Annotated in this window: 22 protein-coding genes; 16 read left to right on the top strand and 6 right to left on the bottom strand. The window is 39.4% G+C overall.

The window, feature by feature from the left end; translation table 11 throughout:
- Positions 1 to 152 precede the first annotated feature (152 nt).
- From guaB to PYV58_RS21300, 5 genes are all read left to right on the top strand, one after another.
- Positions 153 to 1,619 carry an IMP dehydrogenase gene (gene guaB, locus PYV58_RS21320; protein ID WP_004718605.1) on the top strand — a complete coding sequence of 489 codons (1,467 nt, stop codon included), beginning with the start codon at positions 153 to 155 and terminating at the stop codon, positions 1,617 to 1,619.
- A 118-nt stretch (positions 1,620 to 1,737) separates the two neighbouring features.
- Positions 1,738 to 3,069, top strand: a complete 1,332-nt coding sequence (glmM, locus tag PYV58_RS21315; protein ID WP_004818404.1) for a phosphoglucosamine mutase — start codon at positions 1,738 to 1,740, stop codon at positions 3,067 to 3,069.
- Between the two features lie 32 nt (positions 3,070 to 3,101).
- A complete protein-coding gene (gene pdxH / locus PYV58_RS21310) occupies positions 3,102 to 3,758 on the top strand; it encodes a pyridoxamine 5'-phosphate oxidase (protein WP_034611277.1) in 657 nt (218 codons plus the stop codon).
- A complete protein-coding gene (gene recJ, locus PYV58_RS21305; RefSeq protein WP_034611280.1) occupies positions 3,759 to 5,462 on the top strand; it encodes a single-stranded-DNA-specific exonuclease RecJ in 1,704 nt (567 codons plus the stop codon).
- Positions 5,463 to 5,730: 268 nt separating this feature from the next.
- Complete coding sequence (locus PYV58_RS21300; protein ID WP_051670978.1) at positions 5,731 to 6,213, top strand: thioredoxin family protein; 483 nt, start codon at positions 5,731 to 5,733, stop codon at positions 6,211 to 6,213.
- 71 nt (positions 6,214 to 6,284) lie between these two features.
- Here PYV58_RS21300 and PYV58_RS21295 read toward each other — a convergent pair whose 3' ends face one another.
- Positions 6,285 to 7,046: a putative porin gene (locus PYV58_RS21295; RefSeq protein WP_004718597.1), complete on the bottom strand. Its 762-nt coding sequence runs from the start codon at positions 7,044 to 7,046 to the stop codon at positions 6,285 to 6,287.
- Between the two features lie 377 nt (positions 7,047 to 7,423).
- Between PYV58_RS21295 and PYV58_RS21290 the strand changes: the two genes are divergently transcribed.
- The 6 genes from PYV58_RS21290 (at position 7,424) to PYV58_RS21265 (ending at position 10,823) form a co-directional block, all read left to right on the top strand.
- The gene (locus PYV58_RS21290) at positions 7,424 to 7,966 is read left to right on the top strand and encodes a PadR family transcriptional regulator (protein WP_034611284.1); all 543 of its coding nucleotides are present in this window, start codon (positions 7,424 to 7,426) and stop codon (positions 7,964 to 7,966) included.
- A gap of 38 nt (positions 7,967 to 8,004) precedes the next feature.
- Entirely contained in the window at positions 8,005 to 8,400 is a 396-nt protein-coding gene (locus tag PYV58_RS21285; protein ID WP_034611287.1) for a transcriptional repressor, read from the top strand.
- A gap of 35 nt (positions 8,401 to 8,435) precedes the next feature.
- Positions 8,436 to 8,738 (top strand): DUF3861 domain-containing protein, encoded by a 303-nt coding sequence (locus PYV58_RS21280; protein ID WP_004718593.1) that lies wholly within the window; start codon positions 8,436 to 8,438, stop codon positions 8,736 to 8,738.
- Positions 8,739 to 8,790: 52 nt separating this feature from the next.
- A complete protein-coding gene (locus PYV58_RS21275) occupies positions 8,791 to 9,054 on the top strand; it encodes a DUF2798 domain-containing protein (RefSeq protein ID WP_034611342.1) in 264 nt (87 codons plus the stop codon).
- 265 nt (positions 9,055 to 9,319) lie between these two features.
- Complete coding sequence (locus PYV58_RS21270; protein WP_034611289.1) at positions 9,320 to 10,267, top strand: pirin family protein; 948 nt, start codon at positions 9,320 to 9,322, stop codon at positions 10,265 to 10,267.
- Positions 10,268 to 10,424: 157 nt separating this feature from the next.
- Entirely contained in the window at positions 10,425 to 10,823 is a 399-nt protein-coding gene (locus PYV58_RS21265; protein WP_004718587.1) for an OsmC family protein, read from the top strand.
- 114 nt (positions 10,824 to 10,937) lie between these two features.
- On the opposite strand, the gene PYV58_RS21260 is transcribed toward PYV58_RS21265, so the two are convergent.
- Entirely contained in the window at positions 10,938 to 11,384 is a 447-nt protein-coding gene (locus PYV58_RS21260) for a surface-adhesin E family protein (RefSeq protein ID WP_034611292.1), read from the bottom strand.
- Between the two features lie 135 nt (positions 11,385 to 11,519).
- Between PYV58_RS21260 and PYV58_RS21255 the strand changes: the two genes are divergently transcribed.
- Together PYV58_RS21255 and PYV58_RS21250 are read left to right on the top strand one after the other, a co-directional pair.
- Positions 11,520 to 12,161: a glutathione S-transferase gene (locus PYV58_RS21255; protein ID WP_004718584.1), complete on the top strand. Its 642-nt coding sequence runs from the start codon at positions 11,520 to 11,522 to the stop codon at positions 12,159 to 12,161.
- Between the two features lie 26 nt (positions 12,162 to 12,187).
- Entirely contained in the window at positions 12,188 to 12,787 is a 600-nt protein-coding gene (locus PYV58_RS21250) for an alpha/beta hydrolase (protein ID WP_034611294.1), read from the top strand.
- 41 nt (positions 12,788 to 12,828) lie between these two features.
- Here PYV58_RS21250 and dinB read toward each other — a convergent pair whose 3' ends face one another.
- From dinB to mdtD, 3 genes are all read right to left on the bottom strand, one after another.
- Positions 12,829 to 13,884 (bottom strand): DNA polymerase IV, encoded by a 1,056-nt coding sequence (gene dinB / locus PYV58_RS21245; RefSeq protein ID WP_034611297.1) that lies wholly within the window; start codon positions 13,882 to 13,884, stop codon positions 12,829 to 12,831.
- A gap of 122 nt (positions 13,885 to 14,006) precedes the next feature.
- Positions 14,007 to 14,765 carry a GH25 family lysozyme gene (locus PYV58_RS21240; RefSeq protein ID WP_034611300.1) on the bottom strand — a complete coding sequence of 253 codons (759 nt, stop codon included), beginning with the start codon at positions 14,763 to 14,765 and terminating at the stop codon, positions 14,007 to 14,009.
- Between the two features lie 79 nt (positions 14,766 to 14,844).
- Positions 14,845 to 16,236, bottom strand: coding sequence for a multidrug transporter subunit MdtD (gene mdtD / locus PYV58_RS21235; protein WP_034611301.1), 1,392 nt, complete (start codon positions 16,234 to 16,236; stop codon positions 14,845 to 14,847).
- 201 nt (positions 16,237 to 16,437) lie between these two features.
- On the opposite strand from mdtD, the gene PYV58_RS21230 reads away from it, so the two are divergent.
- Entirely contained in the window at positions 16,438 to 18,270 is a 1,833-nt protein-coding gene (locus tag PYV58_RS21230; protein ID WP_034611302.1) for a choice-of-anchor I family protein, read from the top strand.
- A 155-nt stretch (positions 18,271 to 18,425) separates the two neighbouring features.
- Here the strand turns inward: PYV58_RS21230 and tenA are convergent, their stop codons facing one another.
- Positions 18,426 to 19,097: a thiaminase II gene (gene tenA, locus PYV58_RS21225; protein WP_004818427.1), complete on the bottom strand. Its 672-nt coding sequence runs from the start codon at positions 19,095 to 19,097 to the stop codon at positions 18,426 to 18,428.
- Between the two features lie 234 nt (positions 19,098 to 19,331).
- Here tenA and PYV58_RS21220 point away from each other — a divergent pair, with 234 nt between their 5' ends.
- Both PYV58_RS21220 and PYV58_RS21215 read left to right on the top strand, forming a co-directional pair.
- Positions 19,332 to 20,414 carry a DUF475 domain-containing protein gene (locus PYV58_RS21220; RefSeq protein WP_171066888.1) on the top strand — a complete coding sequence of 361 codons (1,083 nt, stop codon included), beginning with the start codon at positions 19,332 to 19,334 and terminating at the stop codon, positions 20,412 to 20,414.
- A 139-nt stretch (positions 20,415 to 20,553) separates the two neighbouring features.
- Complete coding sequence (locus tag PYV58_RS21215) at positions 20,554 to 21,918, top strand: MFS transporter (protein ID WP_034611303.1); 1,365 nt, start codon at positions 20,554 to 20,556, stop codon at positions 21,916 to 21,918.
- Positions 21,919 to 21,956 lie beyond the last annotated feature (38 nt).

Genomic DNA, 21,956 nt, shown 5'->3' with positions numbered 1-21,956 from the left:
ACGATAATTTTATATTCAAAGCCCATTTTTATTTCAATAAGATACTGAAAAATAAAGTGTGATCGAGAATAAGATAAATCCGCACAATAAAAAATGAAAATTGAACGGAAATTTGTATATAATAGCTCACGGAAATTACCAGCGAGACTGTTATGTTGACCATCGTTCAAGAAGCGCTAACCTTCGATGATGTCTTATTACTCCCTGCCTATTCTACTATCCTCCCAAAAGATGTCTCTCTAAAGACACGCCTCACACGCGGCATTCAACTGAACATCCCTATGGTTTCAGCAGCAATGGATACTGTGACTGAGTCACGTATGGCGATTGCAATGGCGCAAAACGGTGGTATTGGTATTTTACATAAAAACATGGATATTTCTGCACAAGCTGCAGAAGTTCGCCGTGTAAAAAAATTCGAAGCGGGAATGGTGAAAGATCCAATTACCGTGACACCTGAAACCACGATTCGTGATTTGATGGCAATTACACAAGCCAACAACATCAGCGGTGTACCTGTCGTTAAAGATGGCAAAGTGGTTGGGATTGTAACTGGCCGAGATACTCGTTTTGTAACGAACTTGGAACAACCAGTAAGCAATATCATGACAGGGCAAGATCGTCTTGTGACTGTTCGTGAAAATGAATCGAAAGAAAATATTCAAGCATTATTGCAAAAACACCGTATTGAAAAAGTATTGGTGGTTGATGAAAGCAATGCACTAAAAGGCTTAATTACAGTTACAGATTTCCGTAAAGCGGAATCTTATCCAAATAGCTGTAAAGATGAATTAGGTCGTTTACGTGTTGGTGCTGCAGTGGGTACTGGCGCTGAAACTCCAAGTCGTGTTGAAGCGTTGGTTGAAGCGGGCGTTGATGCGATTGTAGTGGATACGGCGCATGGTCATTCTGCGGGTGTGATCGAGCGTGTCCGTTGGGTGAAAGCAAACTTCCCTCAAGTTCAAGTGATTGGCGGTAATATCGCAACGGGTGATGCTGCTTTGGCATTACTTGATGCGGGTGCAGATGCGGTGAAAGTGGGTATTGGTCCTGGTTCAATCTGTACGACACGTATCGTTGCAGGTATTGGTATGCCACAAATCTCTGCAATTGACAGTGTTGCCAATGCATTGAAAGACCAAATTCCATTGATTGCTGATGGTGGTATCCGTTTCTCTGGGGATATGGCAAAAGCGATTGGTGCTGGTGCAAGCACGATTATGGTGGGTTCACTTATGGCGGGTACTGAAGAAGCGCCTGGTGAAGTTGAATTCTTCCAAGGTCGTTATTACAAAGCATACCGTGGTATGGGTTCTTTGGGTGCAATGGCTGGTGCGACGGGTTCTGCCGATCGTTATTTCCAAGACTCGAAAGCAGGTGCTGAAAAATTGGTTCCAGAAGGGATTGAAGGCCGCGTACCGTACAAAGGTCCAATGGGCAATATCGTACATCAAATGATGGGCGGTTTACGTTCATCTATGGGCTATACCGGTTCTGCAACCATTGAAGATTTACGTCAAAATGCAAAATTTGTGAAAATCACCGCTGCAGGTATGCAAGAGTCACATGTGCATGATGTAACGATTACCAAAGAAGCACCGAACTATCGTGTAGGTTAATCTTTTGTAATATTTTGATTGGAAAAAGCCGTCAGTTTATGACGGCTTTTTTATTTTGGTGTAAAGTAGTAAACCTTAAAAATTGATTGTTATACAACACATAATAAGTGGGTAAAAGATGAGTTATTTTGGAACAGACGGGATTCGTGGAAAATTTGGTGAACTCCCAATTACCCCAGAATTTGCACTTAAACTCGGATTTGCGGCAGGGAAAGTATTAAAGCAAATTAGCCCAAAATCAAAACCAATTGTGGTTTTAGGTAAAGATACCCGTTTATCGGGTTATATTCTTGAAGCAGCTTTACAGGCGGGTCTCAATGCGGCAGGTGTTTATGTACATTTGCTTGGACCGCTGCCGACCCCTGCAATTGCCCATTTAACCCGTGCATTGCATGCCAACTTAGGGATCGTGATTTCTGCTTCGCATAACCCTTATTTTGATAATGGAATTAAATTCTTTTCAGATGAAGGGAAAAAGCTCCCAGATACGATTCAAGATGCGATTAATCGAGAGCTTGAGAACGATATCATTATTGAAGACACCGCAAACTTAGGTAAGAGTGTACGTGTTAAAGATGCCAATGGTCGTTATATCGAGTTTTGTAAATCGACATTCCCATATCATTTCAATTTACGCCATTTAAAAATTGTGGTGGATTGCGCCAATGGTGCAGCGTATAGCGTAGGTCCAGCAGTATTTCGTGAATTAGGCGCAAAAGTTATTGCGCTTTATAACGAACCAGATGGTTTAAATATCAATAAGGATTGTGGTTCAACACATCCTGAAAATTTACAAAAAGCCGTGATTGAGCATCAAGCAGATTTAGGTATTGCTTTTGATGGCGATGCAGATCGTGTGGTTTTGGTCGACCGTTTTGGTAAATTGATTGATGGCGACCATATTCTGTATATTTTAGCAACCCAAGCATCTCAAAAACCGGCGGGTATCGTCGGTACAGTGATGAGTAACATGGCATTAGAATTGGCACTTGAAAAAGCCAAAGTGCCTTTTGTGCGTGCTAAAGTGGGTGATCGCTATGTATTGCAAAATTTAGAAGAAAACAACTGGGTGACTGGTGGCGAACCATCTGGTCATATTTTGACTTTAGACAAGAGCACAACAGGTGATGCAATTATTGCAGCCCTGCAAGTGTTAACAGTATTGGTTGAACAGAATAAATCTTTAGATGAATTGGTTGCAGATTTTAAAACTTTACCCAATGTTTTGGTCAATGTTCGTCTTGAACAAATGTTTGACCCATTTGCAGTGCCAGCATTGGTTGCCGAGTTTGATAAAGTAGAAGCCACACTTAAAGGACGTGGGCGAATTTTAATTCGTAAGTCAGGGACGGAACCGATCATCCGTGTTATGGTAGAAGGCGATAATCTGCAAGAAGTAACTGATTTGGCAAATCATTTAGCAGATGCTGTTCGTCAAAATGCGGCTTAAAATATTGTATCGTCTGTAGAAGGTTTTGCTTCATGCGTGATGTAATTAAAGACTTAAGTGAGCTTCGTCTTACTTATCAAAAAGGTGAACTACATGAGGAGCAAGTGGATGCTCATCCTCATGCGCAGTTTCTCAATTGGTTTAATTTGGCTTTAGAAGCAAAACTGCATGAACCCTATGCAATGTCGTTGGCAACCGCAAATGCACAAGGGCGTCCACATGTGCGTACTGTGTTATTGCGTGGTGCTACCGAGGCTGGTTATGATTTTTATACCAATTATGACAGTCAAAAGGGCTTAGATTTAGCTGAAAATCCTTATGCAGAATTGCTATTCTATTGGCCTGAGTTAGAACGTCAGGTTCGTGTGGGTGGACAAGTTCAGAAAATATCTGAACAAGAATCTACTGATTATTATCATAAACGTCCGCGTGATAGCCAAATTGCAGCGCATATCAGTACCCCACAAAGTGGCGTGATTGAAAGTCGTGAACATTTACAACAGCGTTTTCAAGCGTTGTATGATCAAGTGGCTGAAAAGAATGAATTGGCTAAACCTGAATTTTGGGGAGGCTATCGTTTAGAGCCGACGTATTATGAATTCTGGCAAGGCCGCCCAAATCGCTTACATGATCGCCTCACTTATGAAAAAGTCGGTGAATCTTGGACAATACAACGTTTGATGCCATAAATGCAAAAATTACAAATTAAACAACGACCTTTGATCACACGCCCTGAAAACTTTCAGGGCGTGTTACCCTTTATTGCTGAAATTTTAGCCCGTCGTGGTGTGCAATCTGAACAAGAATTAGATTTAAAACTTAAATATTTACTTGCACCAGAAATGAAAGGTTTGGAGCAAGCCATTCAAATAATTGATCAAGCTTTAGATCAAGAAAAAAAAATTGTGATTGTCGGTGATTATGATGCAGATGGCGCCACCAGTACCGCACTGATGATGCTGGCTTTACGAGAAATGGGGGCCAATGTTGAATACCTTGTTCCAGATCGTTTTAAATATGGTTATGGCCTAACCCCTAAAATTGCCGATTTGGCTTTTGAAAAATATCAGCCTGATCTATTAATTACGGTCGACAATGGAATTTCCAGTCATGCAGGTGTAGCACAAGCACAGTCACATGGAATGCAGGTGATTATCACCGATCACCATTTAACGACCAAGGAAACGCCTCAAGCTGAAGCGGTTGTTAACCCAAATCAGTTAGGGTGCGAATTTCCAAGTAAGGCTTTGGCTGGCGTCGGCGTGGCATTTTACCTATTGGCAAAGTTAAGTAGCCATCGGACAAAACTGGGGAAATCGGCTGCAAAAATGCCGCAATATTTGGATTTGGTTGCTTTGGGCACTTATGCCGATGTTGCCAGCCTCGACCATAACAATCGTATCTTAGTGGATGCAGGGGTTAAACGGATTCAACAGAATCAATGTCGTGCTGGGATTAGTGCCTTATTAGACATTGCAGCGCGTGATCCTGCTGAGTTAAAAGCCTCTGATTTAGGTTTTGTGTTAGGCCCTCGTCTTAATGCCGCAGGGCGTATGGAAACCATGGACATCGGTATTGAATGTCTTTTGGCAACCGATACGCAGACAGCTCACGCTTTGGCACGCCAGCTCAATGATTTAAACTTAGAACGCCGTCAAGTTGAGTCGGAGATCAAACAAGAAGCTTTAGCTGCGCTGGAAAATCTACAGCTTGATCAAGATCATTTACCCGCAGCGCTGGTCATGTTTGAAGAGCATTGGCATCAAGGGGTGATTGGTATTGTAGCCGGGCGTTTAAAAGAGCAATTTCATCGCCCCAGTATTGTATTTGCGGCAGATAAAGACGGGATTCATATCAAAGGTTCCGCACGTTCGATTGATGGTATTCATATTCGAGACAGTATTGAAAAAGTTGCCGAGCAATATCCTGATTTGATTAGTCATTTTGGTGGGCATGCGGCGGCGGCGGGATTGACTATTCAAAAGCAACATTTTGAAGAATTTAAACAACGTTTTACTGAGTTGGTTGCTCAATCAGATGATGCGCTATTCCAAGCGGTGTTGTGGACGGATGGTGAATTGCCTGCTCAGGCATTTCAACTGCAAACTGTAGATACTTTGGCGCAATTGGGACCGTGGGGGCAAAAGTTTCCTGCACCGGTATTTGAAGGGCGTTTTAAAGTCATCGATTATCGTTGGTTAAAGGAAGTGCATCTGAAATTGCGCTTAGCTTTGGAAAATGGCCAACCGATTGATGCGATTGCCTTTAATGTACGTGATAAATTCAATTTTGATCCTATGCAAGATATGGTACGTATTGTTTATGAATTGGATAAAAATCAATTTAATGGCAATGTGAGTTTGCAGTTAAGAATGCTGCATTTAGAACAGTAAATTTAGGCGAAAGAAGCGCTTATATAAGCGCTTTATCTATTTGATACCCACTATAATAGTTAATACATCTCATTTTAGAGCGCGTATAGCCTTATCTTACATTCAAAATTTAAATACATTTGTGTAGTTAAGGCCTTTCTCTGCACTGTAAAAAGTAGTGCTTCTAACTAGATTTGCGGATTAAACATCAAAGAAAATTATCTCCCTTCTTTAAGTCATAGATTAATATAGGTTTAACGCTTTTTTATGCCTAAAAGAATCTAGAAAAATGAAAATATGGATTGCAGTGCTTTTTATTCTGATTTCAAATACAGCCTTTGCAAATGTAATTAAATGGAACGAAAATAATATTAATTGGCTGTCTTATGAAAAAGGCTTACAGATTGCTGAACAAGAGAAGAAACCCATTTTATTGGTGTTTTATGCTAACTGGTGTGGCGCTTCTAAGCGATATGGAAAAGTATTTTATGATGATGAGGTTGTAAATCTTTCGAAAAAATTCATCATGATTAAGGTCGATGTGAATGAGGATGAGGATTTAAGTTTAGAGTATGGTGTGCGCTATATTCCGATGACATTATTTTTGGATAGTAAATCAAATATTCAAACTGATATACGTAGTAGTACTTCAGAGCATCCGTTTAATTTAAATGAAGAAAATCCTAATGAATTACTAAGGTTGATGAAAAAAGTACAATACAAGTTAAATGAAGTCTCGATCAAACCTAAAGTTATTTTAATGAATCATTAATTGTTGATTTATTTAATTAGTGATAAAAAAAACCGCTTATACAAGAGCGGTTTTTTAAAGTTTACCAATAATTAGAAGCGGTAAGCAGCGCGAAGACCATAGATATTATCGTCATCTTCAAAATCAACAGAACCTTCTAAGCTGATTTGTTGAGTAAAGAATTTTTTTGCACGAATTGTAAAGCTGTCTTCATCAGTACCATCGGTGCGGCTACCTGAATAAGCCAATCCGACACTGAAAGTTTTATCTAGGTATAAATCTGTACCTACGCTGTAAGCATCGGTATCACCAAAGCTTGCACCACCTTCAAAATTCATGTCATAGCGACCCACTTGAGTGACATATTTAGCACGGATAGTTGGATCTATATCATCATTAAAATCATTGTCATAGCCCGCTAAACCAACCGCAATCAAAAGACCTGGGATTGGCAAGTAACCTACTTCAGCAGAGTAAGTTGTTGTGTCTAAATCATCGACATGATCGGCCTTAGCTGTAGAGCGTCCAATAGCAGCACTTGCATAAAAATCGGTATTTGGAACGAAATATTCAATACCAACACCATAAGCTGTTACATCGTAGGCATCATAATCGATATAGCTAATCCCAGCATTTACGTTGCTTGCGCGATCTAGAAAGGCAGCTTCGTTTAATGGGTTATTTTTAACTTGAACAGGGTTAAAATAATATGTTCCATCAATAGCAAAACCAGTAGATGTATCCCCTTTATCTGGATCAACAATACCGAGTGAACCACCGATTTCAGCTTGGTATGCATGTGCAGACCCAAAAGAACTAGCAAGTAATGCAGCAAATAAAGTTTTCTTAAACATTGTGTGACCCTTTTGTTATAAAAATATTAATTTTTTGTTACAAATCGCATTGTATGTAAATTAATCTCTATGTCAAGGCTAAAGATCTGAAAATTAAAAGTTTGCTGCGCCATGACATAAAAATAATGCTTAAAAAATGGATAACTGAGTCAAGCTTTAAGCAATCCATAACAACAATAAAAATAGCCAATAGATTCGGTTTAAAGGCTTTTAATCGGTCTTTTTTATGTCTTAATTTTTTAAGATAGATCGATTCAAAATTATTTAATTCATTATTTATCAAAATATTATAATTGATTTTGTTCTATCATCTTGCATTAAGACTTATTAAGACATATCTTAATATACATAAATTAATCAATTTGAGAAAAATAAAGATGAAATCAGAGCGACATGATCATTCACAACATGATTTTGAGCATCGTGAACAGCATACCGAACGGGGCTATGGTGGACGACGAGGTCGGTTGTTTGAATCGGGTAAAATGAAGCTTTTGGTTTTACATCTGATACAGCAACAGCCAAAGCATGGTTATGAAATTATCAAAGCCATCAGTGATCTGGTCGGTGGAGGCTATACTCCAAGTTCAGGCACAATCTATCCAACCCTGACCTATCTTGAAGAAATTGGTTTTGTGCATGCTGAAAATACAGAAGGTGATCGTAAGCAATATCACATTACTGATGCTGGAAAATTACATTTAAAAGAGCAGCATGCGCATATCCAACACTTATTAGAGCGTTTAGAAACTCGACGCGAAATTCATGAAAACGACCAATATTTGGATATTCATCGTGCGATGGAAAACTTAAAAACATCATTACGCCTAAAGCTCAAGGGTAAAGATTTTGATGCGGAGCAAGTTAGACAAGTCGCTGAAAAAATTGATCAAGCTGCAGTAGAAATTGGACGTTTATAACAGTGCAATAATGGGGCAATAGAAGGTTTAGGTGAGACATGAGTATTGAGGTACAACAAAAACTGCGTCATGCAAATTTAAAAGTGACCCAAGCAAGAGTGATTGTATTCAAAGCGCTGTTGGACCAAAAAACACAACTGACAGCAAAGCAGATTTATCAGCGGTTATATGTACAAAATAAGCAGATCAGCTTATCGACCATATATCGAGTGGTGAGTGATTTAGAGAAAGTGGGTTTGATTACGCAAAATCTGCATGGCAGAGATGAAGCCAAATATGCTTTGCCTTATTTATCCGAAGTGGAGTCACTCAATATCCAATGTGCCGACCTAACCCAGATCAATAAAGCGTCTTTGATCGCTTCACTGGAACAGGTTTTTCAAGCGTTTGATATTGATGTTTTGGATATTAAATTTAGTACCACATTACATTAAACCCAGCGGTATATTTAACAAGTTAGAGAAATCTTATGAAACAACATCAATATTATGTAACTGTTCAACATCTTGCAGATGCGCAAGGTCATCCGTCAACCTACAATGAAAATATCGAATTTAATGTGGGTAATCACGATGATATTTTCCAAATCGTAGAGCGCTTAAAAGCTGCTGAATTTTTTGATGAAGAAACCACTAAAGCGTTTGCGGTAGGATTAAAACTCTTTTTAGAGGTGATGATTACCCACCGTGATCATGTGCTATTTCAAGACTTTGAACCTGCAGTTAAACAATTTATGAAAAACCTAAAGCAGAACGTCAAGAAAAATGCCTGATTTAAAACCAGAGATCAAGATCGAAAATAGACGCGATCAACATAAACCTGCCATGATTTTTGCTGGAATTCCGAAATTACCAGCAAAATATGCAGGGTGGATTATGCCGTTGATACTCTCAGCTTTGATGAGTGCGACCATTTCCATGATTAATTTATGGAAAAATGTGGGGTGGTTCGATGGATTTTTTGCAAAATGGTTTAGCGTCTGGCTATTTTCATGGATGATTGCCTTTCCCACAGTATTAATTTTTTTACCTTTGGTTCGCCGTTTCACAGGCTTATTTGTAGATCTTACGCCACCACCTTCTGCTTAATTCGATCAAGGCTTTGAAGACATCATGATGCGATGACGGGCCTATAAACATTTCAAAGTGAATATTCAACTCGGTAAAGTATTGTTCCCAGATCTTGTAATCAGAAACTGCATAACAAAAACCAAACTATTATTGTCCTATTCATGGTATTCAGCGTATTAAGATAGCTATAGGTCGATGTATATAAAACCGATAAGCTAAATAAAATGAAATTGTAGATGTTGCAATAACGTCCTGAGCTGATGGACAAATTTAGGATAACAAAATGACCAATACCAACTATACCGAGATTTCTAACTCTGATGATTGTGAAAAATATGTGAATCAGTTTATTCAAGATTTTCCAATCCGTTCAGCAGAAATAGGCAAAGGCACCGTCATTAAACGTGCATTACCCAGTCGTCAAAAACGCATGATTGGCGCATGGTGCTTTTTAGATCACGCAGGTCCAGTCGTATTTCCTCAGGGAGATGGATTGGATGTCGGACCGCACCCACATATTGGATTACAAACCTTCACTTGGATGATCGAAGGGACGATGATGCATACAGACAGCATCGGCTCTAAACAATTGATTCGTCCTAAACAAGTGAATCTGATGACTGCGGGTTATGGAATTTCCCATACAGAAGTTGCTCCCGATACTGAAACGAGAATGCATGCTGCACAGCTTTGGATTGCATTGCCTGATGATAAGATCAATATGGCACCGCAGTTTGATCATTATCCAGAATTACCCATCGTAGAGCAGGACCATATTGAATTTACAGTTTTAGTCGGTGAATTCATGAATACCAAATCTCCTGTCAAAGTGCATACGGAATTAGTCGGGATCGATTTTTTTGCAAAAGAATCAACCAAGACACGTATTCCACTGAATCCTCATTTTGAATATGGATTTATGGCATTAGAAGGTGAAGCAACAGTAAATGGTCATGATTTAAATAGTGACAATATGGTGGTAATTGAACCTGGAATTTCACAGATTGAGGTTGAGTTACCAAAAGGCTCGCGCTTACTGTTGATAGGTGGTGAACCTTTTGAGTCGCCTATTTTACTGTGGTGGAATCTTGTGGGCAGAACACAGGAAGAACTAAAAACGGCAACAGAACAATGGGCAAATCAGGACGCGCGTTTTGGAACGATCCCTGATTATGATGGTCCACGTTTAGAAGCACCGGCATTCCCAGACAAGATGCGAGCATCGAAGTGATGTGCTGCATTGCGCATTATCGATTTTTAGACAGGGATTCAAACTAAATAATTTGCGTTAAAGGCGAGCTTGCTCATCCTTTAGCGCAAGTGTTGCGTTTACAAAGTTTTATTTAAACTGGCATTCACTAAAAATTTAAAGATTCAAGGAAAATAAAATGGCAATTATTGCAAATGCAAAGGTAAAAACCTATCCAGAACCATGGTCAGGTGAGGTGGTGAGTGGAAAACATCAACTGATTACCGACAAACCAGAATCATTCGGTGGGCAAGACAAGGGCTTAGCGCCTTATGATTTTATCTGTTCAGGTTTAATTTCTTGTACCATGATTACATTGCGTATGTATGCTCAACACAAAGGGCTTGATTTGGGTGAGTTTACAGTTGAAGCTGATTTTAATGCCAATAAAGAGGGGAAAGAATGGGTCGAGCGTCGCTTGTCTTTTGCCACTCCTTTGTCTGAAGAGTTGCATCAAAAAGTGTTAGACATTTGCCAAAAAACCCCAGTGACCAAGACTTTATTGCGTAGTGTGGAAATCAATACCACGATTATTTAAAAAACGGCTATGTAAAAGATGGTCGTTGTATTTGATCCATAAAAGATATTTTGTATAAAAACAAAATATCTTTTTTTTTCTGTCATTAAGATTATACAAAGTTGCTTTTATTGATTATTTACAGGTGTTTGCATAAATTTTGTTATAGAACTTATCTTGATTCAAGGCTTTAAACTCTAAGTCGTCAAAGGAATAAAAAGCAGCCCCCGTTTCACCATCATGGCTCAAGGTAAGGTCATCAAATTTTTTCACTAATTTACTGTTTGATGTTTTTCCTGCAAAGTAGTCAGCGCCCCGAATGGCGATGGTTTTTCCTGTGCAATCTACAATAAGCTGTTTAATAACCGATTGATATGTTGCACCTTGCTCATCTTTAATAGGGTTGGCATATTTTTCATAGATGACAGCTTGCTTAAACGAATCACGAATTTTTTGATGTGCATTTACATCAATAAAGGATTCACCCTTATTCTCAAGAGATCCCAATAACATAAGCTTGGGTTGATATGCATATAGATTTGAACAAATAAAGAAGAAAATTAACGGGATAAGTGACTTCATTTTTATTCTCAGAATAATCAATATTGAATCTAGAGTATAAACAAAGTTGATAAAAAAATGATTTAAATACAGTAATAGAATTGTTGAAAAGTTGAGATCAATTTATAGTCGAAGGATAAAAACTGAGGCAATACAATGATTACATTACATCACCTAGATCAATCTCGTTCACTCCGTATTATTTGGGCTTTAGAAGAGTTGGGGCTTGAATATCAGATTAAGCACTATAAACGCTTGCCTACTTTCGCTGCGCCCCCTGAGTTAAAAGCAGTTCATCCGCTTGGAAAGTCACCTGTATTGACCGATGGCGATTTAACCATTGCAGAATCTGCTGTGATTTTGGATTATCTTCAAGCAACCTATGATACAAAAAATCAGTTTAAGCCTCAGAATCCTAAAGACTTAATGCAATATAACTACTGGATGCATTATGCCGAGGGTTCTTTAATGCCTTATTTGTTGATGACCTTGGTCATGACCAATATGCCAAAACATGTTCCTTTTTTAATTCGCCCGATTGCAAAGAAAATTTCAGAAGGCGTCCGTGGCGGCTTTAGCAATCCTCGTTTAAAAGAACATGCAGCCTTTTTGGAAGCTTATTTTAGTCAACATGACTATGCCGCAGGTGAGTTTTCTTTTGCAGACATTCAAATGAGTTTTCCCGTGATTGCCATGCAACAAAGAACCAAAAATAAAACCCCTCGACTGGCTGCATATGCTGAACGAATTCAGCAGCGTCCGGCTTTTCAACGCGCTAAACTAAAGAGTGATGATTAAATTTTGTATATCAAGGTGATGGCTGAATGCATTTAATTTTTTTACCAGGCGCATCGGGAAGCACAGCGTTTTGGCAACCTGTTATGCAGCAGCTTTCAGCCGATCATCAAAAAACAGTGATGGCCTATCCAAGTTTTGCTGGGTATCCAGAGCATCCGCATATTGATAGTTTTGACGATTTACAGGGCTATATTCTCGACCAAATTCAACAGCCCTGCATTGTGATTGCTCAATCTATGGGAGGGGTTTTTGCAGTTCAAGCAGCACTACAAAAACCTGAATTGATCAAAGCTTTGGTTTTGGTTGCAAGCTCTGGTGGAATTGATTTAAGCCCCTTTCAGGTTGCCGATTGGCGAGGCGATTACCAGCAAACATTTGCGGTGCCCAATTGGTTTGTCGATCATCAATCCCATTTAGATGATTTATTATACAAAATAGCGTGCCCAGTCCTGTTGCTCTGGGGCGATGCAGATCCCATTAGCCCTGTGGGCGTGGGTAAATATTTGCATGAAAAAATCCAGCATTCCATATTGCATATCATTGAACAAGGGGAACATGATTTGGCCAATGTACACGCCAATCAAGTGGCTAGATTAATTCACGATTTTATTTCTGATATAAAGTAAAAGATTTAAGCTGATGTCGCACATGTCTTTTTCATTTATGTTTACCATAATGACAATTGTGCTTCATCTTGCTGATCTGTCAGTTGATACAAACCGACCCCGATTAAACGGAATTGGAAATGCTCAGGAATTTGCATTTCACTTAATAATATTTGAATGACCTGAACCATTTCTTGCTGTGATTGAAGTGCGGTTTTAAAACTTTTACTGTGCTGTAAAACTTGAAAATTCTTGAGTTTTAACTTAACGGTGACACCGCGAGCCTGCATGTGTTTTTTTTCTAAACTGAGCCAAACACGTTCAATTAAATTGTCCCAATAGATTGAGCACTGTTCAAGGCTGAGATCATCATCAAATGTGGTTTCCTTGGAAATTTGCTGACGTTGTCGTTCAGCTTGTACCGGACGATCATCAATACCTTGGGCATATAAAAACAACTGTCTGCCATATTTGCCAAAATGATGGATTAGTATATTTTCTTCAATTTTTTGCAAATCACCCAAAGTCTCTAAGTTTAAGCTTTTCAGTTTTTCCTGAGTAACCTTCCCAACACCGGGAATTTTTTTCAGGGGTAAATCATGGATAAAATGTTGAACTTGGGTCGGTTTAATGATGCAAATGCCATTGGGTTTATTCCAGTCTGAGGCAATTTTGGCAAGAAATTTATTCGGTGCCACACCTGCCGAAGCAGTAAGCCCTGTTTGTTGAAAAATATCGGCTCGAATTCGTTCCGCCACTTCAGTAGCACTGGGAATATTTTGTAAATTTTCAGTGACATCTAAATAAGCTTCATCTAAAGATAAAGGTTCGATAAGCGCAGTGTATTTCTGAAAGATTTCATGAATTTTTACAGAAACATCGCGATATTTTTCAAAATTCGGTTCAATCACATAGACTTGAGGGCAGAGTTTTTTTGCCTGTGACATCGACATGGCGGAGCGTAATCCAAACTGACGCGCTGGATAGGATGCAGCAGCAATCACAGCCCGAGGATGATGTGAGGAAATCACCACAGGTAAGTGTTTTAGTTCAGGACGGTCGAGTAGCTCTACAGATGCATAGAATGCATCCATGTCAATATGGATGATTTTTCTCATGAATTACACAGTGTTGAAACGCTGTGTGATTATTCTAACCGATCTTGATTTGTTTCTATTGATGAATTTGAATTTTGTAAAGAATATGCGACAGCTTATGTCATGAATGATCTTGATTACGCTTAATTCAACTTATTTTTCTGTAAAAACTGCTGCCATTGTTCTGCATCACCATAGAACACATTTAAATCGACATTTTTTTCGATGCCTTGAATTTTGCCTTGGTTGCTCTTTTGCCAAAATGTCCATGCACGTTGGTCTTTTAAATCTGGCTTATCTTTATATTCACGAATCCAAATCGGTGTATCTTTAAACTCACCTGTGAGTACCATGTTGTAAAAGATTTTAGAGGTATAAAAAATCGGTTGTTTACCATAATGCTTTTGCAATTGATCATGCATATTTTTGATGTGTTTGATTAATTGTTCTTTGGTATAGGTGTTTATGCAACTGCTGTCATACTCCAAGTCCATCACAGGGGGCAAGGCATTACTTTTATTTGGCACTGTTTTGATAAAATTTTGTGCTTGAATGTCACCATCGCGACATAAACGAAAGAAGTGATAAGCCCCCACGCGTAGACCACGTTCACGTGCTTCTAACCAATACTGCTGAAATTTATCATCTTGATAATCTCCACCTTCAGTGGCTTTGAGATAGACAAACTGATAGTGCTGCGGAGAAATTTTTTTCCAATCAATATCACCTTGATGATGTGATACATCGAAGCCTTTAATCGGATAGGCTTCAGCCAAGGCAGCATTATTATGAACAAAAAACAAAGTGCCGAGTATGACGCAGCAAAAAAGTGCGATCGCTAAAACTGAGCTATTGCGAGTGATTTTTTGCTGTTTGTGTTTTTTCGCAGCGTATTTTGACATGGTTTTTCTAAATATCCAGATGGATCAGTTTAACGTGCTTTGGTTCTAAAAAACGATGGCTGAATAAAAATTGCAACACTTAAATTTGCGCATCTTTGGGAATTTGAAAGAATATCAACGCCGTAATGATGTTAATCGCACCTAAGCAAATCAGGGTATAGTGAAATGCTTGTGTAATATGCGCTTCACTAAAATAGCCTGTAAATGCATTGAGTAGAGTACCTGCCAAAGCGATCCCAATACTCATTGATAACATCATAATCATCGATAAAAAGCTATTCCCACTACTGGCATCCTGTTGTGGGAGATCTTTAAGCGTAAGGGTATTCATGGTCACAAACTGTAATGAGTTGAGTACACCAAAAATAAAGAAATGCACTACACCTAACCATGTCGGGGTATCTGCTGTATGTAAGGCAAAACTGGCAATACATGCACCGATCAATAAGGTATTAACCAGTAGAAATGGACGATAACCAGTACGTTGTAGAATCGGGCGAATGATGGGTTTAGAAAATAATGAACCGAGTACAATCGGGGTCATCATTACCCCAGTCATAAAAGGTTCCATTTTAAAGGCGACTTGAAGCATCAGTGGCAAAATAAAGGGAACCGCATTTCCACCAAAGCGTGCAAAGAAATTACCGAGTACACCGATGGTATAGATTTTATTTTTAAACAGTCGACTACGAAACAATGCATTTTTATGGGTATGGGCATGATAGGCATAGACTAAGGCTGAGATTATTCCAGCGAAAAGTAAGCCTAAGCTCAGGCTTCTGGAGATTTCATTGCTGGCAATATTTTCAATCCCTAAAGCCATGCCCACCATTGCGATTGCCAATAGGATAAAGCCACTGAAATCAAAGGATTTTACCGATGCTTCAGTCACATTGGGCATGGCTTTAAAAGTGACAAAAGTGCCTAAAATACCGATGGGTAAATTAATCAGAAAAATCCAGTGCCAAGACGCATATTCGACCAACCAACCACCTAAGATCGGGCCCATTAATGGACCGAGTAAACCTGCTAAGCTCATCAAACTCATTGCAGAAAGAAACTGCTCACGAGGGATGATTTTTAACATGGCGAGTCGCCCGACTGGAACCAGTAATGCGCCACCGATACCTTGAATAACTCGAAATATAATAAGCAGATTGAAGTCATTGGACAGTGCACAGCCCAATGAGGCAGCGGTAAAAATTACGATCGCTGCAAAGAAAATATTTCGGACCCCGAAGCGATCTGCCAGCCAACCGCTTAAAGGAATACACGCAGCAACCGCCAAGACATAGCTAATCACGATGCCATGCATTTTTAATGGATTTTCTTGCAGGCTTTCTGCCATAGCAGGCAAAGCGGTATTGATAATCGTGGTATCTAAGCCTTGCATGAAAAAGCCGATCGAAACTAAAAAAACCAATAAATAGAATTTAGGTTGGAGTTTACTGTGCGATGGCGTAGTCGTCATAGAACTTAAATAATCCCATTTTGTGAATATTTTAAAACAATCATCTGACTAAATCTGTATGAAATCGTTGCTTTATATTGATTCATGCGCGATACCCAATTGAATGTTCAAGAAATTGCCATGAAACTGTAATCTGCTTGTCATGGAACTTACACCCGTGATGAATACATTAAGCCAAATTAAACACAAAATGGGCTGTTTATGAACATAAAAGTTTCTGCATTGTGTTTAGCAATGCTTTCTGTTGGCTTAGTGGCATGTAATGATGATAATAAAACAACAGCGCCAACGGTTGAAGAAGCCACCCCTGAAAGCATTAATTTAAGCTGCTTATTGGGGCGTTATGAAACGGGTATTTTTGCTGAAAGTGCAGCAGAGATTCCGGCATATGATGCAACAACAAAACGGGTATTTGTGGTCAATGCTAAAAAGGGTTTAGTTGATGTGTTAGATGTGTCTAAACCCGAAACGCCTGTGCATATTGGTGAGCTTTCGGCCCGTGAAGCTTTAGCTGATTCAGAAGTAAATTCAGTTGCGATTAAAAATGGCATTGTGGCACTTGCTGTTCAAGCCAAACAAAAAACAGATAAGGGGATTGTGGCTTTTTTTAATGCCAAAGATTTGAAGTTGATCAGTACAGTCGAAGTTGGTGCTTTACCTGATATGCTGACATTTAGCCCCGATGGTAAAACTGTTTTGGTGGCAAATGAGGCTGAACCCAATGATGACTATAGTATTGATCCTGAAGGTTCAATCAGCATTATTGATATCAGCAATATTCAACGACCAACCGCCAGCCTTGCTGATTTTAAAGCGTTTAATGATAAAAAAGCCGATTTGATTAAAGCGGGTGTACGCATTTTTGGTCCTAAAGCGACAGTGGCTCAGGATCTAGAACCTGAGTACATCACCATCAGCAATGATGGGAAAACTGCTTGGGCGACCTTACAAGAAAATAATGCCATTGCCAAAATTGATATCGTTGCTAAAAAAGTGACTGATATTTTTCCATTAGGTTATAAAGATCATGGGCTTGCCAATAATGCGCTAGATGTCAGTGATAAAGATGGAAAAATTAATATTCAAGTTTGGCCGGGTTTGGTGGGGATGTATCAACCTGATTCAATTGCCCATTATCAAGCCAATGGGGCAAGTTATTTAGTCACAGCCAATGAAGGTGATTCACGTGAATGGTTGAAGGACTCAACTGCATATTATGCTGGAGATCAAAGTAAAGGTTTTGCAGAAGCAATTCGAATGAAGCATTTATTCAACGTCAAAGGTTTCAATAATAAAGGCGATTATCCTGCTCATTTGACCAATCTTGCCGCAGGTGTAAAAGGTGCCAAACTAGATGCAACGGTTTTTGCTTATTGTGGGGCAACAGCGACTGATCCAGGCATGTGCCGTGATGATACACAACTTGGACGTTTAAACATTGCTTGGAATATGGGTTATCAAATCAACACGGATGGCTCACCAAAATTGGATGCCAATGGATTATTGACCTATAGCAAACTTTATAGCTATGGCGCGCGTTCTTTCAGTATATGGGATGCACAAGGCAAATTAGTTTGGGATTCAGGCAGTGAATTTGAGCGTAAAGTTGCTGAGCTATTTCCAAATTACTTTAATAGTGATCATGAAGCGGCGGCTTTTGATGACCGAAGTGACAATAAAGGACCTGAGCCTGAAGGTTTAGCGCTGGGTACGATTGGTAAAAAAACCTTTGCCTTTATCGGCTTAGAGCGCCAAAGTGGGATAATGGTATACGACATTAGCAATCCACAAAAGCCTGTGTTTATACAGTATTTTAATCATCGTACCTTTAAACAGGATCAGGTTTATAAAGATGCTAAAGGTCAGCCGATCTTAAACAAGGATGGCAAGCAGATTCTGATTGAGAAAAGTGATTTAGGTCCTGAAGGACTGACGTTTGTCTCTGCCAAAGATTCACCAAATGCAAAGCCTATGTTGATTGTGGGCAATGAAGTCAGTGGCAGTACAGCAATTTATCAGATTAATTTAAAATAGCGTTTTGATGTATTCTGTTACGAGTAAAGAGTGCTTTGGCACTCTTTTTTATTGAGACTATCCCTCGGTTTTATGAGGGATAGTTGTAGATGTAATACATGAAGTAGCTTAATTATTCATCTTTATATACATTGGTAATTTTCAATAAAATTGTATTACTGATCTAAGCCCAACCACTGTCTTTGATGATAAGCGCTATCCCAGAACAACCACTCTAATTCAGCGCCTTTGGTATAAGCCTTATGCATTTTCTCAAGGGTATCTGCATCGCAATGTTCTGCAATACGGTCAATCGTCGCTAAAACATTTTTAACTGCTTCGTTAAACTCTTCACCCGAATAGGTATCGATCCATGCTTGATATGGATTATTGGCAATAGATTTACTCACAATATCTTTTCCAACTTCTGCATAAATCCAGAAGCAAGGCAGTAACGAAGCCAAAACCACAGGATAGCTTTCAGACCAAGCCGTCGCAGTTAAAAAAGCAGTGTAATGATGGCAGGCAAGGGTAAGCGGGGTATTCTCAAAGTCAGCTTTGCTAATCCCAAAATCTTTCATAAATCCATCGTGTAGGCTACGTTCAACCACAATTGCTTCTTTCGCACCTTGGGTAAATTGGATGATATCGTCAGCATCAAATGCTTTTGCGCCACAGACAGCCAATGCACGACCATAAGCCACCAGATAATGCGCATCCTGAATCACATAATGACAAAAAGCTTCCTTGTTTAATGAGCCTGTCGCAAGTTCTTGGTTAAATGGAAGCGCTAAAGTTTTGTTATATAAAGCAAGATTACGTTGCCATACGTCTTGAGAAAAAGACATGTCATTTTCCTATGCAATGATTCAAGTTATAAAATGATTTCAGTTTGCAAGACTATAACAACTCTAAATTGCTTTAGGTATTTGAATGCAGAAAATTCGGCTGTATTTGCATAAAAATATGACAAAGAACTTTGGATAAATGTGAAAAAGTCGTCATAATGTGCGCATTAAAAACGCGATTTTTATTTCAGTTTTCTGATTCAAAAACTATTCTCCGTAGGTCGAATTCCCATGATGAAACATTTTGGTTTCTCAATATTTTTTACGATCGTGTGTTTGGCAATCTCTGCATATTGGGGCTTTACCCATGGTCCAAATGCAGGTGTGCAAGCCATGCTCTCTGCACTGACTATTACGGCAATTCTTGCTGTGATGGAAGTGTCTCTGTCTTTTGACAATGCTGTTGTAAATGCATCTGTACTGCGTAATTGGGATCATTTCTGGAAAATGATCTTTTTAACCGTTGGTATTTTGATTGCTGTGTTTGGTATGCGATTGGTATTTCCTGTTGTGATTGTTGCAGTCACAGCGGATATGGGCATGTTTGATGTTGTGAAAATGGCATTAAATGATCCAATTCAATACTCAGAAAAATTATTGGCACATCATGCTGAAATCGCCGCTTTTGGTGGTTCATTCTTGTTATTGGTATTTTTAAACTTTTTCTTGGATGAAGGCAAAGATACCCATTGGTTTAAATGGATTGAAAAGCGTTTAGCCAACTTGGCCAATGTACCAGCAATGTCGGTATTCCTTGCTTTAGTGGCATTGCTGATTATGGCTGCAAATGTAGATGAAGCGAAACGCCTTGTGGTCACAATGGCAGGTATCTGGGGCATCGTGATTTATATTGGTGTACAAGTACTCAGTCATTTACTGGGTGGCGAGCCAGAAGTGGATGAAGACGGCAATGCTGTGGGTCATGATGCCAATGGTGCACCTACTGGTGTGATCAAAGCGGGTATTGGTGGCTTTATTTACCTAGAAGTCTTAGATGCATCGTTTAGTTTTGACGGCGTGATCGGTGCGTTTGCGATTACCTCTGATGTTGTCATCATTATGCTTGGTTTGGCCATTGGTGCGATGTTTGTTCGTTCAATGACAATTTACTTGGTTGATAAAGGTACACTTGATGCTTATATCTACCTTGAACATGGTGCGCATTATGCCATTGGTGCTTTGGCATTTATCATGATTGCGAGCGGTACAGGTTTACATGTACCTGAGGTGGTAACAGGTTTGATTGGTGTTGCCTTTATTGTTTGGGCAGTGATTGCATCGATTCAATATAACAAGCGAATTGAACAACAGAGTTAATCCTTTTTTAAGAAAAGAGATTACAATACAAGAGCACTTTAACAGTGCTCTTTTTTATGCTCAATGTTTCCACAAAGTTGCCACAATATGCGATGATGTGTTTGATAATTAGCTCGCCAGTTTTGATAAGCCAGTAGATATGATGAATCCTTTAGAACGCCGCTCGACCTTTGCATTAAGTAGTATTTTTGCTTTACGCATGTTGGGGTTGTTCATGATTATCCCTGTGTTTGCGGTGGTTGGTCAGTCTTATCAGTATGCCACACCCGCTTTGATCGGTTTAGCGGTCGGCGTCTATGGTCTCAGCCAAGCACTTCTGCAAATTCCTTTTAGCTTATGGGCAGATCGTTTTAGTCGTAAACCTTTGATTGTTTTTGGCTTACTGCTGTTTGCTTTGGGTGGTGCTGTTGCGGCAATGTCTGAAACCATTTATGGGGTCATCATTGGCCGTGCGATTGCTGGCGCTGGCGCTGTATCTGCGGTTGTTATGGCTTTGTTGGCGGATGTCACCCGTGAAGAGAATCGGACCAAAGCCATGGCTGTGATGGGCATGAGTATCGGATTGTCTTTTGTTGTGGCTTTTAGTTTAGGGCCTTGGCTCACCAGTTTGGTGGGGATTTCAGGGTTATTCTGGGTAACAACAATCATGGGATTATTGGCAATTCTCATGTTGTTTATGGTGCCTAAAACAACCCGTCATCATAAAAACTTTAAACAAGGTTATCTGCATCAGCTCAAACAAGTCTTAAAAATGGGCGATTTGAATCGTCTGCATGTTTCAGTTTTTGCGCTGCACTTATTGCTTACTGCAATGTTTGTTTATGTGCCTTCTCAATTGATCAATTTTGCTGGGATCCCTTTGGCGCAACATGGCATTGTTTACTTGCCTTTGTTGGTCATCAGTTTGTTCTTTGCATTTCCGAGCATTATTCTGGCTGAAAAATACCGTAAAATGCGCAGCATTTTTCTAACGGCAATTGCGGGAATTATAGCGGGATTAGTCGTTCTGATTTTTGGTTATGAGTCCAAATATGTCTTGTTGTTAGGCCTAGGATTGTTCTTTATTGCCTTTAATGTCATGGAAGCATTACTCCCTTCATGGTTGTCTAAAGCAGCACCGATTCAATCCAAAGCAACAGCGATGGGTGTCAATGCAAGTGCTCAATTTTTAGGGGCTTTTTTTGGCGGGACACTTGGTGGGCAATTAATTTTGCTCAATAATACAACAATGGGTTGGAGTGTCTTATCAGCTATTGCTATACTTTGGTTGCTCATTAGTTTTGGGCTAGCTCAACCACGATATTTAACATCAATCGTATTACGATTGCCTGAGGATAAACAAACCGATAATTGGACTTCTCAGTTGTTGTCAATTCGTGGTATTGAGGAAGTTGTGGTTATGTCTGACCAGCAAGTTGCGTATATAAAGGTTGATAAACAGCAAATTGATGATGCTGCGCGACAACATTTAACGCAGTTGTTTGGGAAAGAGGTAGCCATTTAAACATAACTCTTATAAAGTAAAACATAGAATCGAATAGG

The sequence above is a fragment of the Acinetobacter sp. TAC-1 genome (genome assembly GCF_029025845.1).
Lineage (GTDB): Bacteria > Pseudomonadota > Gammaproteobacteria > Pseudomonadales > Moraxellaceae > Acinetobacter > Acinetobacter guillouiae.
This window is presented reverse-complemented; position numbering and strand designations above follow the sequence as displayed.